This window comes from Fischerella muscicola PCC 7414 (genome assembly GCF_000317205.1).
Taxonomy (GTDB): domain Bacteria; phylum Cyanobacteriota; class Cyanobacteriia; order Cyanobacteriales; family Nostocaceae; genus Fischerella; species Fischerella muscicola.
Window position 1 is genome coordinate 56,632 of the sequence record NZ_AJLK01000114.1, and the last position, 15,936, is coordinate 72,567.

13 protein-coding genes are annotated in these 15,936 nt (G+C 41.6%); 5 read left to right on the forward strand and 8 right to left on the reverse strand.

Going from position 1 to position 15,936, the window contains the following annotated elements; genetic code table 11:
- Positions 1-165: 165 nt before the first annotated feature.
- Positions 166-1,611 carry a PPC domain-containing protein gene (locus UYI_RS0117625; protein ID WP_016867966.1) on the forward strand — a complete coding sequence of 482 codons (1,446 nt, stop codon included), beginning with the start codon at positions 166-168 and terminating at the stop codon, positions 1,609-1,611.
- Between the two features lie 72 nt (positions 1,612-1,683).
- On the opposite strand, the gene UYI_RS0117630 is transcribed toward UYI_RS0117625, so the two are convergent.
- From UYI_RS0117630 to UYI_RS0117640, 3 genes are all read right to left on the reverse strand, one after another.
- Entirely contained in the window at positions 1,684-2,736 is a 1,053-nt protein-coding gene (locus UYI_RS0117630) for a WD40 repeat domain-containing protein (protein ID WP_016867967.1), read from the reverse strand.
- A 157-nt stretch (positions 2,737-2,893) separates the two neighbouring features.
- The gene (locus UYI_RS0117635; RefSeq protein WP_026086020.1) at positions 2,894-4,933 is read right to left on the reverse strand and encodes a serine/threonine-protein kinase; all 2,040 of its coding nucleotides are present in this window, start codon (positions 4,931-4,933) and stop codon (positions 2,894-2,896) included.
- Between the two features lie 584 nt (positions 4,934-5,517).
- The gene (locus tag UYI_RS0117640) at positions 5,518-6,600 is read right to left on the reverse strand and encodes a serine/threonine-protein kinase (protein ID WP_016867969.1); all 1,083 of its coding nucleotides are present in this window, start codon (positions 6,598-6,600) and stop codon (positions 5,518-5,520) included.
- Positions 6,601-7,626: 1,026 nt separating this feature from the next.
- Here UYI_RS0117640 and UYI_RS0117645 point away from each other — a divergent pair.
- Complete coding sequence (locus tag UYI_RS0117645; RefSeq protein ID WP_016867970.1) at positions 7,627-9,192, forward strand: hypothetical protein; 1,566 nt, start codon at positions 7,627-7,629, stop codon at positions 9,190-9,192.
- 62 nt (positions 9,193-9,254) lie between these two features.
- Here the strand turns inward: UYI_RS0117645 and petJ are convergent, their stop codons facing one another.
- Positions 9,255-9,599 (reverse strand): cytochrome c6 PetJ, encoded by a 345-nt coding sequence (petJ, locus tag UYI_RS0117650; RefSeq protein ID WP_016867971.1) that lies wholly within the window; start codon positions 9,597-9,599, stop codon positions 9,255-9,257.
- A gap of 57 nt (positions 9,600-9,656) precedes the next feature.
- Here petJ and UYI_RS36910 point away from each other — a divergent pair, with 57 nt between their 5' ends.
- On the forward strand, positions 9,657-9,809 hold the full coding sequence (locus UYI_RS36910) for a hypothetical protein (RefSeq protein WP_016867972.1): 153 nt from the start codon (positions 9,657-9,659) through the stop codon (positions 9,807-9,809).
- Here the strand turns inward: UYI_RS36910 and petE are convergent.
- Together petE and psbV are read right to left on the reverse strand one after the other, a co-directional pair.
- Entirely contained in the window at positions 9,796-10,206 is a 411-nt protein-coding gene (gene petE, locus UYI_RS0117660) for a plastocyanin (RefSeq protein WP_016867973.1), read from the reverse strand. The two genes, UYI_RS36910 and petE, sit on opposite strands and share 14 nt — an antisense overlap.
- A 221-nt stretch (positions 10,207-10,427) precedes the next feature.
- Positions 10,428-10,919 (reverse strand): photosystem II cytochrome c-550, encoded by a 492-nt coding sequence (gene psbV, locus UYI_RS0117665; protein WP_016867974.1) that lies wholly within the window; start codon positions 10,917-10,919, stop codon positions 10,428-10,430.
- A gap of 974 nt (positions 10,920-11,893) precedes the next feature.
- On the opposite strand from psbV, the gene UYI_RS0117670 reads away from it, so the two are divergent.
- Positions 11,894-13,072 (forward strand): phosphoserine transaminase, encoded by a 1,179-nt coding sequence (locus UYI_RS0117670; RefSeq protein WP_016867975.1) that lies wholly within the window; start codon positions 11,894-11,896, stop codon positions 13,070-13,072.
- Positions 13,073-13,277: 205 nt separating this feature from the next.
- Positions 13,278-14,309, forward strand: a complete 1,032-nt coding sequence (locus tag UYI_RS0117675) for a hypothetical protein (protein ID WP_016867976.1) — start codon at positions 13,278-13,280, stop codon at positions 14,307-14,309.
- 219 nt (positions 14,310-14,528) lie between these two features.
- On the opposite strand, the gene UYI_RS0117685 is transcribed toward UYI_RS0117675, so the two are convergent.
- Positions 14,529-14,891: a DUF2237 family protein gene (locus tag UYI_RS0117685; RefSeq protein WP_026086021.1), complete on the reverse strand. Its 363-nt coding sequence runs from the start codon at positions 14,889-14,891 to the stop codon at positions 14,529-14,531.
- A 105-nt stretch (positions 14,892-14,996) separates the two neighbouring features.
- Positions 14,997-15,860: a tetratricopeptide repeat protein gene (locus UYI_RS0117690; RefSeq protein WP_016867979.1), complete on the reverse strand. Its 864-nt coding sequence runs from the start codon at positions 15,858-15,860 to the stop codon at positions 14,997-14,999.
- Positions 15,861-15,936 lie beyond the last annotated feature (76 nt).

Genomic DNA, 15,936 nt, shown 5'->3' on the forward strand with positions numbered 1-15,936 from the left:
AGGTATTTATTTAAAGTCATAACTTATTAGTAAGTAATGCGAAACTCAAATTATTTCTAAAATTAATCTCAAAATATAAATAAACTTTAGTAAAAATTTAGCGGCTTCAAAATAAAAGATTGAGTTTTTTTAACTATATTATGAATCGAAAATTTGAGGAGTGATATGTTCAAAAGAAAAAGCAAAAAAATTTTTTGGCATAAATTTGATTTGGCTTTAATTATTTCTCTTAGTAGCAGTTTGTTAATTACAAATTATCCTCTGCCTATCAATGCCTTAGAAATTCCAAAACAATCGCGAGAATTCAAAATTGCCAAAACACCAGATGAGAGAGAGCCAGAAGCAGTAAAACAAGCAATTGAGCAAATTCCTGTTACGCAACCGTCTCCACCTGCTCAAACTAATCCACCAGTAGAGTCTCCCATTCCCCCCACACCCACATCATCTCCAACTCCAGCATCAACTCCCAGGCCACAACCTTCTGGCACTGGTTCCCCAACACCGACTCCAACTCCAGCATCTACACCCACGCCACAACCTTCTGGTACTGGTTCCCCAACACCGACTCCAACTCCAGCATCAACTCCCACACCACAGCCTACTTACCGTCCTTCTCCTGGGAGTACTCAGCCAGCACCGCAGCCAACCTCTCGTCCTTCTCCTGCGAGTACTCAACCAGCACCACAGCCTACTTACCGTCCTTCTCCTCCGACTACTCGTCCAGCACCACAGCCTACTTACCGTCCTTCTACACCGAATACACCTAAACCAACCAATACTCAACCAGCACCACAGCCGAATTATCGTCCTGCGAATTCTACACGTTCTAGGACTCCCAAGCCAACCAACAATCAGGGTACAAACAATAACAGGAATTCTGGTGGTTCACCTGTTTCTGGAAGCAAAATACCTAACGCCAGATCAATTAACTTTGTAGACATTCAATTAGGTGTCTTAGCGCCGGGTGACTTTAAATCCCAAGGCAGGTATTTTCACTTTTATCAGTTTGAGGGTCGAGAAAATCAATTAATTCAAATTAGACTTGTGGGTAGTGCTGACCAACGCCGTTCTAGTAATCTGAACCTCAATCCGTTCATGATTTTGCTTGACCCCAACAATAACGTTCTGGCTAAAAGAAGTAGTGGGGAAACTGGTAGTAATGGGGAAGCTAAAGATGCATTTTTGTTTGTCAGATTACCTGCTAGAGGTGTGTATACAATCGCAGTTACTAGCCGTAATCCTGGAGAAATAGGACGCTATAGTTTGGCTTTAAGGAACGACAGAGCTAGTTACACTCTTGATGAATCAGAGCAATTAACAGCAAATGGCTCCAATCTGAGAAAGAATGGCAGCCCTTACAATGTTTCTAGCTTTGAAGGCAAAAGAGACCAACTTGTAAGCATACGTGTAGATAGCGTCCTAGAACAATTTTCCCCCTATATCGTCCTCCTCAATTCTAAAGGTCAAGTAATTGCCGCAGATAATGACAAAGATGGTAGATACACAGCGCTGATTGATCGAGCTAAGTTACCTGAAGATGGCACTTACTATGTTGTAGTGATTTCTTCTGTTCCTCAACGAACAGGTACATATCGATTGACTGTTTTTTGATTTAGGTGATTGTTGTTTGTTGGTAGTTGATTGTTTTCCAACCAACTATCAACAAACAACTACCAACCATTTTTATTGCGCCACCCGCCAAATCTTGATCGTTTTGTCAAGACTACTACTTGCAACAGAAGTGCCATCATTACTAAAGGTGATAGACCAAACTTTGTCGTCATGTCCGGTAAGGGTGCGAATTTCTTGCCCAGTGTTCACATTCCAAAGTTTGATGCTCTTGTCCCAACTGCCACTAGCCAAAGTGTTGCCGTCCGGACTAAAGCTGACAGACCAGACTTTGTTGGTATGCCCTGTGAATGTGTAAGTTTCTTTACCAGTTCTCAAATCCCATAGTTTGATCGTGTTGTCCCAGCTACCACTTGCTAGAGTGTTGTTATTTGGGCTAAAAGCAAGGGAATGAACTGCCTGCTCGTGACCTCTCAACACACGAATTTGTTTTCCTGTGTTTAAATTCCACACTTTAATAGCGTTGTCAAAATAGCTACTACTAGCAACCGTGTTACCATCGGGACTAATGGCGATCGCATCTACGACATCACAATCTCCTTTCAGGCTGCGAATTTGTTTGCCTGTGGTGACATCCCACAGTTTAATGCTCTGATCCCAACTGCCACTTACTAAAGCTTTGTTATCTGAACTGAAGGCGATAGACTGAACCGAAGCTAAATGTCCCTTTAAGGTACGAATTAATTTTCCTGTTGGCAAATCCCAAAGAATGATGGTATTATCTGCACTGGCGGAAGCAAGCATTTTGCCATCAGGACTGATAGCAACAGAATTGATCCATTGAGAATGCCCCTTCAAGGTGTGTAATTCTGTTCCTGTTGCCAGATCCCAAATTTTGATAGTTTTGTCTGTGCTTGCAGAAGCGACTTTTTTACCATCAGGGCTAATTGCGACAGACCAAACAGAGTTGGCATGTCCTTTTAGGGTGAGAGCGTCGCCAATCCCAACATTTACCCACGCCGATTTATCTAGCTGATTAGCGCTTTGAACAGATAAGCTGGTTGCGCCTGGGGCAGACTGCCACAGCCAAGTTCCTCCAGCTCCTAAAAGCACGATCGCCGCACCCGTTAAAATTTTTATTTTTGAGTAACTCATTTGTACAGACATTGCAAATTCAGCAGTTGCTTACGTCTCATGCTGTGAAATTCACAAACCAGAGATTGTATATATTTTTGTGGGGATAAATTTATTTACCCATTGGATGAATGACTTTTCAGATTTATTGGCGAATCTTTAACATTACTTTTTATATGTAAAAAAATGGTTAACTTGAGACTCGCCAAATTTTGATGGTGTTGTCAAAACCACCACTAACAAGGATGTTGCCATTTTGACTAAAAGCCAAAGACTGAACTCCGTCGCCGTGTCCTGCTAGGGTGCGAATTACTTCGCCTGTTTTTAGATTCCACAATTTAATAGTCTTGTCGCCACTACCGCTAGCTAGAGTTTGACCATCTGGACTAAGGGCAACAGACCGAACTCCTCCAGAATGACCTGTGAGGGTACGGATTTGATTTCCGGTTGTCAAATCCCAAATTTTGATGGTCTTATCATCACTACCACTGATCAGGGTTTTCCCATCCGGCGTGATGGCGAGCGATGTTACAGTTTGAGTATGTCCGGTAAGAGTACGGATTTCTTGTCCAGTTGTCACATCCCAAACTTTGATAGTTTGATCACGACTACCACTGATTAAAGTTTTTTGATCAGGGCTGAAGGCGATCGCTCGTACCCAAGAAGTATGACCATTGAGAGTGTGGTTTTCCTGGGCTGTCGTTAAATCCCACAGTTTAATCGTATTGTCATCGCTACCGTTAGCTAAAATATTGCCATCTGGGCTAATAGCAAGGGTATGAACTGAATTCGTGTGTCCTTCAAAAGTTCGGATTTCCTGTCCTCTGGCCAGATTCCAGAGTTTGATGGTATTGTCCTCACTACCACTGATTAAGGTTTGCCCGTCTGGGGTGATGCTAACAACATTAACGCGATCGCTATGCCCTTTAAGAGTAATAATCTCCTGTCCAGTGGCTAGACTCCAGAGTTTAATACTGTCACCGCTGTTGCTGACAATTGTCTTACCATCTGGGCTAATCGCAACAGACAAAACCGATTTGGAAGGCGATTTGAATGTATGCGCTAAATAAAAATTCCCCAATGGTAGTTTAGAAGATTGGGGAAGAATAGCTTCAGTATTTGTTGATGTGTCGTCCGCTTGACCAAAACGAGAAGAAACAGAAATGTTAAAGTTGTGAGACTGCCGATAAAAGAATTCACCCAACACTATCACCATGACGAAAGAACCAACCAAGAATGAATTTCTCAGCAGTGCATATTTTCTTGGTATAAATGGCGGTTGGGTGGGTGGTAATATCACCGATGAGTTAGCAACTTCTGTTTTTCGAGCTGATAGCTGCTTCGGCATCAAGTCTCTCAGCACTTGTTCAGCTGATTGATAGCGCTGCTGCACATCTTTTGCTAATAGTTTATCAATAACTTCAGCCAGTTCATTAGCGATCGGACTCTTCAAATATTGTTGCCAATCTTGCACCCAGGCGTAGCCATGTTCTGTCCAAAGTTTAAAAGGAGAAATTCCTGTAAGCAGATGAAAACAAGTAGCCGCTAAACTAAATAAATCGCTGGCTGGGTAGGCCTTACCGTCTCTAATTTGTTCAATTGCTGAATAGCCGTGTGAACCTATAGAAGTACCCATTTGTATGTGTACTTTCGCCGTTAATTGCTTAGAAGAACCAAAATCAATCAAGCATAGACGCCCATCACTTTTACGCCGGATAATATTCTGTGGCTTGATGTCTCTATGAATCACTCCTCGTTCATGAATAAATCTGAGAACAGGTAGTAAATCTAACAAAATTTCTCGAATTTCTTTAGCACTATACCCTCTTTTCTGTTGCAACTCTTTTAATAAGTTCTGTCCATCTATGAACTGCTGCACCAAATACAGGTATGTGTTTTCTTCAAAGTAAGCCAATAAAGTTGGTATTTGCGGATGTTCTCCGAGTTGTTGCAGCCGCTGTGCCTCTCGCTGAAATAGATCCATCGCTTTGGAAAGGGCCCAGCTTTCTTGAAATTTTGGTGCTAATTGTTTGATAACGCAGCGTTCATTGAGTTTATCTATATCTTCTGCCAAATAGGTTCTACCAAATCCACCCTCATCTGAAAGCACCCGGATGACACGAAAGCGCTTCCGTAACAGCTGCACGAGTGGACTGTTACAAGTTTGGCAGAACTCCTTTCCATCAGGATTGAGGGGATGTGGGCAATCAGGATTTAAGCAGCAGATCATTGATTACAAGAGGTACAACTGCGTGGTAAATGAAGTTAAGGATGCCCTGAAAATTTTTGTATATGACTAATAATCTCTTGTATTATACTAAATTCTATTAAAAGTTTTGTACATTTTATGACTGCAAGCTAGTAGATTAATAGACTCAGTAAATATCAAGCTATGTTCTCACAGGATTTTGCGATGTCAAAGCTTGATGTATTAGATATATCATGCCAATCCTGTATGAAAATGCGCTGACGCGCGATACATAAAAACGAACCACAAAGGACGCAAAGAACACGAAGAGGTATGGAGAGAATTTAGCGCAGCTTCACCAAAAAATAGATTCATATTGAAATTGATAGTAGTCAGTAATTAAGCACAATCAATAACCTTTATTTATTAGTGCTGCTCAAGCAATTTCAAACTAGTGTCTATAGTACGCATTCATTTATTTATTAACAGGACTTACGCAAAAACTCTCCTAAGCCTCTTCTCTAACCTACGGGAAGCCGCTACGTGTCTACGTGTTTTTTGCGTCCTTTGTGGTTCGTTTTTTCATGATTTTGCGTAAGTTCTAATTAATTTATATTATTGAAAGATTAATTTGATATATAAATATTTTTTTGCTCAATAGATTTGCGGGCTTTGAGTTTTGCTTGCCATTCCCGAATAGCGCTTGCAGTCCTTGCTACAGGTGGGATGTATGCATCAGTAAGTTTGTTAACTTTAGTTCCACTTCCTAGTTTTTGGTTAGTTAAACAGCTAGTTAAAGTTGGCACGTAGGATTCCATACCCAAAGTCCACATCACTTCATCTGCTGACTTAAAACGCTCATCTAAAGAAAATTTGAGCATTTTATTTAAGACTAGAGCAAAATGTTCGCTAACTTTAACTTGTTTGTGCCAACTAATTTCACCGGAAATTGGATCTTGGTCAAATTCTAAAGGTGATTTTCCAGTTAATAGATAAAGACAGGTGACGCCTACAGCATAAATATCACTAGCATAAACAGGACGTAGGGAAAATTGTTCTGGTGGTGCAAATCCCATCGTTCCTACAAAATGTGTATGGTTGGTTTGAGTCATTGCGCCTGCGGCGTCTAGTAATTCTTCTTTGACTGCACCAAAATCGATCAGCACTAATCTTTGATCATCCTCACAACGCAGTAAGTTATGAGGCTTGATATCTCGATGAATAACATGATGTTTGTGAACATAATGCAGTACTGATAGTAGTTCTCGCAAAAACTGCTTCACCTCAGCTTCACTTTTGGGGCCTTTGCGTTTTACTTCCCATGCCAAATTCGCACCCTGTATGTATTCTTGAACTAGATAAAATTCTCCATTGACTTCAAAATAGTCTAAAAGCATGGGAATTTGGGAATGGCTGCCAAGTTGAGCTAAAGTTTTTGCTTCTTTTTTAAAATGCATACAAGTGCGTTCTCGGCTTTGGCGACTTTTCACCTTCGGACAAAGCAGTTTGATCACACATAAAGGATTCCCAGGTAATACTGCATCTTTGGCTAAAAACGTGACACCAAAACCACCTCTACCCAAAATGCGTAAAATTTCGTAGCGATCGCGAAATAATTTTGAACAACCACAAAATTGACCAATCTGAGTCTCCTTGAGAATGTCTGCATGAAAACTTGATGTCTTGGAAGCAGAAGAAAAGCGATTCATTGTACAACTTAGGAAATTGAAAATGAGAAATGGGGAACTCAAGGCTCCCTTTAGGGATGAGGGGCGATCAGGAATGGGAAGATACCAATCACCAATTATCTATTAGTAATTAATAATTAACCTTAGTTACCAACAATGTTTTTAATGTAACCACAAAATTTTATTTCTGCCAGTATTATGACTGTATCTTTGCCAAATCCTGACCTGAGGAAACTTCTAATTTAGAATTTAAAATCAAAATTTAAAAAATTGGCAGCGAAATTCCCCGGATAGAATTTTTACGTATCCGGTGATTTTCGTAGCCACTACCATTTCACAAAATTCTTGATACAATTCTCCCCTTGTCCCCCTTATCTCATTGGTGGCTAAATGTATGAAACTTTGTAGAATTTGGTAGGGTCAGTTATGGACATAGTCTTAACACCGCAAAAATCACCGGATGGTGAGTCAGACAGTGGCATAACAAAACGAGGTATGGAGTGATTAAACAATATCTTGCGTACACGGTAGCCTACTACGAGAGAAGCACCGTTAGGCAAGGAGAGGTTTTACTTGATAGGCGTAAAGTTTGGAACTGATACTAACTGCTTGTTTAATTTATTTTCTTTCAGCCAACTTGAATATATGTAAGTTATACTTAAGTACCTCTTACAACCGTTATTCTCAAGGAGCCTTTGTATGTTTGTATTTGCAATTACAAAGTAAAACTTTTTCTTTTTCTGCTAATTTAGACTTTCTTACCCGATCTCAGCTTGATTATGTCTTTTGGCTGTGACAATCCTAATGAATTGTAGAGTACATAAAAATAACTATTTTTGAAGATAAGCATTGACAGAACAGAATTTCTAGTACAATGTTATATCAATTTTAATAAAATCACTTTTTAAGACGTTGCAGCTTTCCTGTTTTGCCTGATGGTGTAGGAAGTTATTATTTGTAGAGGAATGCCCTTACTAAAGTTATTACTGTAGTCAAAAACTAAGTTTTTCAGCTTATTTCAATCAAGCCGAGTGAACGAGAACAGCTATGTCATACGTCTCCATATTAAAAACCATACCAGAAATAATTAGTCAGCCAACAGGGATAGCAGTACTAGCCTCTGTTGGTATCCACGGTGTTATCGCCTTATTTCTCCCGTGGATGCAGCTGGAAACCAAACCAAAAGAGACAAAATCACCAAAAACTGGCGTCGGACTTGTTGAATTAAACCAGGCTGATCAAAATCGTCTGCCGCAAACAACTACATCTGGACTTCCCAAGCAACCAGGAATTCCTTTACAAGCACAGTTGCCCCAAGTTGGGCAAGTTCCTCTACAAGCGCAAGTTCCTCCTTTCCCCAACTTTGCGCTCAAATCCACACCCTTACCAGCACAACCACCAACATCTCTTGTTGAACCACCACTAACCCCTGTTCCCTTATCTCCCAATCGAGTTAGCATCCTGCCTTTACCCCAGAAGAACCAGTTGCAGGTAGCTCAAACACGAAACTTCCAACTTCAGCCGAAGTTTGATGTCAGCCAGAATGACACAACAACTATTCCGCGTGTTAATGACAGGAAAATTACTCGTTTACAAGATGAAATTGGCTTAGGAAAACCGCAACCGCTACCATCTTCTGTCAACACGTCTAACTCCCAATACCCCACAAATTTGCCAGATTTACAGGCTGCTAACATCCCCAAAAATTTGTCTGAGTTACAGCCTACTAACATACCCAGCAATCTGCCTAACACCCCGGCTTCTATCTCTTCAAATAACTCTAACACTTCCCCAGGGCTTCCCAATCAGGAATTTGTGGCTCCTGGTGGCACTCCGCAACCAGGAGGCAACTTAGCGATGGGGGGTACAAACTTACCACAATGGCAACCACAACAGCCTACACCTGTGAAGCCCGAGTTGTCACCACCAGCACTAACAACATCCCAGGTGACAGCACAACAAATCGCGAAAATCACTTCTTTAAATGATCAATTACGCAAAGTAAGGGATCAATACCCCAACATTGAAACCAAAAAACTGATCTCCGAAACCGTTAGTGGTCAAAGAGGGCAGGAAGGAAAAATAGAAGGTGGTTTAGTCTATACAGATGGTAAGGTTGAGTCGATAGAGTTTCTTGACAATTCAGTTCCATCCAACCTTAAAATCGCAGCACGGGAATACTTTAGAGATTATTTCCAAAAAAATCCTGTGCAGACCAATGGTAAACCTCAGTACTATCCATTTAGACTCTCTTTCTTACCAAATAGTAACATCACTCCCGCAGCTGCTACTCCACCAAAATTGCCTGTATTAGTTCCTCAAAAATTGCCGATTTTGGAAACAAGTAAAACACAGTCATCTCCAAGCGGACAGCAAAATTTACAGCAGCGTTTGCGATCGCTTCCCCAAAATCAACAATTACCTCAACAGCAGCAACCCATACAAGCAACTGTAAAACCCACAGCACCACCAGTACAAGTGGGGACAAATCAGGCTCAATCCACACCCCAGGCATCTCGGTTGCAGGTGAATAACAGTCAAAATCCCAACCAAAAACTATTACAGCAGTTGCGCCAACTGAAACAGCAAAGACAAAACTCAAATCAACAGTAAACAATGAATAGTTATCAGTTATCAGTTAACAAATAACTGATAACTGATAACTGAATTTGAGATTACCAACCCTGTTCTGCTTTTTGAAAAACGTAGGCAGCTACTTGGATAATTTCATCTTCGCTTAACTTGCTTTTAAAAGCAGGCATAGCGTTTTTGCCATTTTGTACTTGATGAATAATCGCTGCAATAGAGTCAGTGTCGTAATTTTTCAGATACTTTTGTAAGGCTTCCTTTTTCAAAGTCTTCTCAGCGATGAGAATATTACCACCACCAATATGACAAGAAGCACAGTTAGAATTAAATATTTTGGCAGCATCAGATATTTCGGCTGCTTGTGCTGGACTGGTAAATATAAAAAATGACAGCGCGATCGCAAATAGCAAAATTAATAATAGAATTCTCAAAATATTCTCCTTGGGATAAGCTTTTAGCCCCTGAAAAAATCCTTTCAGTAATATTCTATGGCTGCTAAAAGCTTTCAAGGTGGAACTAACCAATTTTGGATTTTAGATTTGCGTCCAAAATTTGGTTGGCTCCAAAATCCAAAATTGGCACTGTCAGTTTTCCACAGAAGTATCTTTGTAGAACTAGAGTGGAGTGCTATTCAACAATGAGTTTACCAGCCATGCCAGCACCACGGTGAGGTTCGCAGTAGAAGGTATATTCACCTTTGGGAGCATCTGCGGGGATTGTAGTTTCATATCCTTGGCCGGGACTCATCAGTAACTGCTTATGAGTCAAAGATTTAGCTAAATCAGGACTTTTAGATTGAGCAGGATCAAATACAACATTGTGGGGAGGAACTTTGTTGTTTACCCATTTAATAGTATCACCTGGCTTGACAGTCAACTTTGCAGGTTCAAATGCCAGCATTCCCTTATCACTGCCGAGTTTGACTGTGTATGTATCAGCCGCAGCACTAGGAGTAAAAACAGCAAAGCTGCCAACAACTAAAAGAATTGTTAACACTGCTAAACCAAAGCGACGCAAGCCGGCCGCAATCAATTTCATAACCTTCTCCAATCAACAAGTTTTATTTTCCTCTATTCATTTTAGATAAAATTAACGCTAAATATGACAATATGTCGTAGATGTAAGTTTTTTTGAGAAAATCGAGCAAAATTATAGTCACTAGCCTTTTGTAAGTAGTCTATTCATCTTAGACTACTTAACAAGACTAATGACTAACAACTGATGACTAAGAAATGATGACTATGTTGGTTAAAGGAGGTTTAGTAATAAATTTTACCACCACCCCACTTAATTCCAATTACTTTTGGTTGTACTAGGATATAACCAGCGATCGCCTTCAAGTCTTCATCAGTGAGATTTCTCATTTCTGTGAAAATATCAGCACTCTTAATGCTGGGATGTAACTCAGAAATTTCCTCTTCTCCATCGTAGGTAGTGGGGTTTTTCATGTAGTCCACTAGTCCTTCAATGTTGTTACGGGGTGGTGTTGCCAACGCCAAAGCCTCAGGATCAAGTCCTACGTTCTGGTTGGTTTTGGTGATACCACCAGGATGACACTGAGAACAAGTTTCATTAAACAAGCGTTTGCCTTCTGTAAGCTGTTTCAGGCTGACTACAACTGTGTCACCCTTTTCATTTAACGCTACTGTGCGTGAAGCTTCATCCAACTCCACTGCTGTTGCACTACCGACAACAAACTGAAAAGTCAGCAACACAGTAACTACAAGAATGCCAATTAGTCTTTTTAACATCTTTCCCCTTAAAGATTTTGACGCTCAACACAGCTAAATATCACGATACTCAATCTTTTGTTGTTAACTGCCAGTTGTCAATGTTTGTTGTTTGTTGTTTGTTATTTGTTCTACCAACCACTCACAACGAACTAAACTATATTGGTTGCAAACAGATGACATCCATCCTCTAAGAGGGGTGTAATCTGCTGGTATCTTTGTGATAAATAGGTTTGCACAACCCATAAACTAGGTTAACTGACAGATATAGATAGAGTCGCTGTTATACAAATATCACGTTAAGAGGCCAATTTGTTGCCCTAACTACTGGGTAGGGAGACAGGAAAATAGACAGATATAAATATGAGTATTTTTACTGGAAAGAAATTGCGATCACACTTGCATTACCTGGTATCCGTCTTGAAAATGGGTGTGGGGAGTAAGGGTGTAGGGGTGTAGGAAGATTGATATTTTCATGACAAGGTTCGTAGGGTTTTCCCGTGATTAGCTGTCTTGAAAATAGGCGTGGGGGATAAGGCGTAAGAATGAGGATTGGCAAAACTTTCTTAGGGCTGTAAGGGTTCTAAGTGAACGTGATAGCCAAGTTTGGATAGTCGAGAACAGAGGTTTGTGATTAACGATTGAGAGCAACATGGAGGGAAATAATTAGCACCCAAGTCTTGGAATGGTTCTGGTTTAGACAAAAGATGATAGACAGCACGTAAAATACGATGGGCGATCGCGCCCTGGTTGTGGGTAATTGCCCATGGGGGTCTAGCTTGAAGTTGAGTAGTTTGCTAATTTGGCTTTGATCAATAAAAATACTAATGATGCGAACACCGCATACTTTTGCTTATATTCTTCTAAACAAACGTGTATTTAATCTGGCATGATCGTTCCATTCGTTTCTAATTTTTCATTGAATATGTAGAGACCCGGTTTCTCATAGGAACCGGGTTTCTTGTCCCCCATTTGTGATTTTGCAACTTCAACTTATGTCAGCACCTCTTACTCCTCCAACCACCAAGCCGCGCCGTCCGCATTTTTCCTCTGGCCCGTGTGCCAAACGTCCTGGTTGGTCTGTTTCTGCTCTGCAAGATGCTTTTGTAGGGCGCTCTCACCGTTCTGAAGGTGGGAAAGCAAAGCTCAAAGAAGTTATAGAGCTATCTAAGAAAATTTTGGGTGTACCCGCAGATTATCGCCTGGGTATCGTCCCTGCTTCTGACACAGGTGCAGTAGAAATGGCTCTATGGTCAATGCTAGGAAAACTGCCCCTAGATATTTTGGCATGGGAGAGCTTTGGCCAGGAATGGGTAAAAGATGTAGTCGATGAACTCCAGTTACCTGATACTCGCATTCTCAAAGCACCTTACGGGAGTTTACCGGATTTAGAGCAAGTGGATTTTAGCCACGACGTAGTATTTTTGTGGAATGGAACAACTTCCGGTGTTCGTGTCCCAAATGGCGATTGGATTCAGGGCGATCGCACTGGGTTAACCATCTGCGATGCCACATCAGCAGTTTTCGCGATGGATATACCTTGGGATAAGTTAGATGTAGTTACTTATTCTTGGCAAAAAGTCTTGGGTGGAGAAGCGCAGCATGGCGTCATTGTCCTTTCACCCCGCGCTGTGGAACGTTTGGAAACCTACAAACCGCTACGTCCCTTACCAAAACTATTTCGCCTTAGCCAAAAAGGCAAATTAATTGAAGGTATCTTTCAGGGAGATACCATTAACACTCCATCAATGTTATGTGTAGAAGATGCATTAGATGGTCTGAAATGGGCAGAAAGCATCGGCGGACTTCCTGGTTTGATTAGCCGCAGTCAAGCTAACCTTGCAGCCATGGCCAAATGGGTAGAGCAAAGTAGCTGGGCAGAATTTTTAGCCCAAAAGCCGGAAACTCGCTCTTGTACATCAATTTGTCTCAAGATTGTTGATGATTGGTTTATAGGTTTAAGCCCAGAAGCACAAGGACAATGTGCAAAAAAATTAGCTAAAATCCTGGAAAAACAAGAAGTGGCTTACGATATCGCCGCCTATCGAGCTGCACCTCCAGGGATCAGAATCTGGGGCGGTGCAACCGTCGAAACCACAGATATTGAAGCTTTGCTACCGTGGTTAGATTGGGCGTATGCGAGTGTAAAAGCAGAAATGAAAGAAGTAGCGTAGTTAAGTTCATTTTCCGATGAAAGTCTAGGAGGGATCGGGGATAAGAAGGACAAAGAGGACAAGGAAGAATCTTCCTTTGTCTGTTGTGTCTCCCCCCTCTCCTGTGTCTTTTGGAGGTTTAAATGGAGAGCTATAACAAGCAACACTTAGTGTTCGCAGATTGTGTAATAATAAACCGATCGCATACACTATTACGTTCCCAACCGTGCAAGCAACCGATAATTTTGATGACTTAGCCGCAGCCTTACAACAGCCGGCAGATTTGGATTTTGAGATACCTGATCCAGAAGATGAAGGAATTCCGGAGCAGGAATTTCAACAGCAGGTAGATATAGCTTGGCAAGTGTGTGATCGCTTTGATTTGCAAACAGAAATTTGGCGGGGGCGAATTTTAAGAGCAGTCCGAGATCGAGAGAAAAAGGGCGGAGACGGAAGGGGTGCGGGATTTCTCAAATGGCTCAAAGAACGGGAAATCAGTAAAAGTCAGGCTTATGCTTGGATTCAGCTTGCCAATAGTGCTGATACGCTTTTAGAAGAAGGCAAGCTAGATCCAAGTGCTATTAAGAATTTTAGTAAACGCGCCTTTGTAGAAACCGCCAAATCAGCGCCTGAAGTGCAAATGATGGTGAGTGAAGCAGCACAAAAAGGCGATCGCATCACTAGAAGAGAAGTACGTCAACTCACCGATGAATGGACAGCGATGTCGTCAGAATTGTTACCCGAACCAGTCAAGCAAAAAGCAGCAGAAAACGTTCTTCCTCCCCGTTATATTGCGCCTCTGGTCAAGGAAATGGAAAAACTGCCAGAATCGCATCAACAAAGCTTACAGAAGGAAATAGCTCAAAATCCCGACCTCGATACTCTCAAACAAGTAACTTCAGAAGCCCGGAGTCTGGCAAAATATCTCAAAGCTGCTGCTCAAGTCCAAGCGTTGAACGAACAAGAAGTTGATATCGAAACCGCACTCATAGAAGCACAAAGAGTCGGTTGTTTAAGCATTGCTGCTGACTTAGTAAATCAAGCATCCCAGTTAGAACAAACCATCGGTAAATTGTACATGACTTGGAAGCGCATCGGTAATTTAGCAGACAGATTGTACGTAGATACTGGTGCAAGTACACCAGAGTTGCGATCGCTCTTGGATTGCTTAGAACCCCTAGGTAGTGAAGTGATGGAATTACAACTTGGTGGTGCAGGGGAACGTACTATTCGCCTGCAAATTCAGGAAACGGGTTAGTTAGTGGTTAGAAATCAGTGAACAGTGAACAGTTAACAGTGAGTAATAGAATTTAATAACTGAGCACTGATAACTAAACGACACCGCTCACACTCCCCATCTCCCCACTGCCCCTAATCCCCACTCCCTTAGGGGAGCGGGGACCGGTGAGTTCCCCATTGCCCCCAACCCCACAAGTGGGGACCCCTAGCCCCCCATCTCCCCACCTCCCCACCTCCCTCAAAGCGCGTGTTGCTTCAATTCATTCAAAGAAACATATTCTACAGCCGCAGCATGGGTTGCTGACAAAACCACGGGTGGTGCAACTCCAGCGTCTAAAGCTTCCTTCCAGCGAGAAGCACACAAACACCAGCGATCGCCTGGTTTTAAACCCGGAAAATCAAACGCAGGAACGGGTGTACTTAAATCATTTCCTCTGGACTTAGTGAATGCCAAGAATTCTTCAGTCACTTGCGCGCAAACTACATGGACACCCACATCACCCGCACCTGTGCTGCATAGTCCATCACGATAAAAGCCTGTCATGGGCGAGGTACAACAAACCTCTAGGGGTTTTCCAAGGACGTTTTTAGCCTGAGTCATGGCAATAGTTTGTTATTGAAACACTTCAGATAACAATTATGAAGGATGAAGGATGAAGTGTGAAATCAACTTGTTGTCTGTTCCCTATTCCCTGTTCCCTCTTGATCAATTTAAACAATTGATTTCGCGTAACAAATCTCCTAATAATCCGCGATCGCGAATTACAACTAAATCAGGGTCATGCTTTAATGATTCCTGAAACTTAGGATTGATGAGTAGGGCTGACTCTAGGTATTCCATCGCAAGGGAAATATCCCCTATTCTGGCTGCACAGCAGGCACAGTTATACCAGGCATACTCATCATTGGGTTTGATTTCAATGGCTTTTTGATAACTTTTCAGAGCTGCTGCAAAGTTTTCTGTATATCTGAAAGTATCTGCTAACTTGTAATAAGACCAAAAATCTTGTGGATTAATTGCTTGGGCTTGTTTGTAACTGTTGATTGCATCTTCGTAGCGTTTTAAATGCCTGCAAGCATCTCCACGACGTAACCACGCCCAGTAATCATTTGGACGGATTGATAGAGCGTGATCATAGTCAGAAATTGCATCTTCGTAGCGTTTTAAGTGCCTTTTGGCATCTCCACGCCGAAAATAAGCCCAATAGTCATTTGGGCGAATGGCTACAGCTTGATTGAGGGTAGCGATCGCTTCTTCAAATTGATCTAAATCTTCTATTAATATGCAAGCTTGATTGTAATAAGCCCAGTAATCATTTGGACGCAGTGCTGATGCCTCTTTAAAACTGGCTACTGCGGTTTCATACTCACCTAATTCTCGTAAGGCACAACCTCTATCATACCAAATCCAGTATGCATTCGGACTTTTGACTAAAGCTCTGTCATAACATCCAACTGCTTCTGCATAACACTCTTGATTATCAAGTCGTTTACCCTGTCGATACCAGTATCCGCTGTCTTCTGTAATGAGCAGTGGAATATCTGCTTTAGCCCCTGCTACTTGACTCATAATTTTTGCCCCAACCAAACAGTTACTACTGCTACAGACATACGCACTCTTTTATATTAGAGCGTTGAGGCATTCT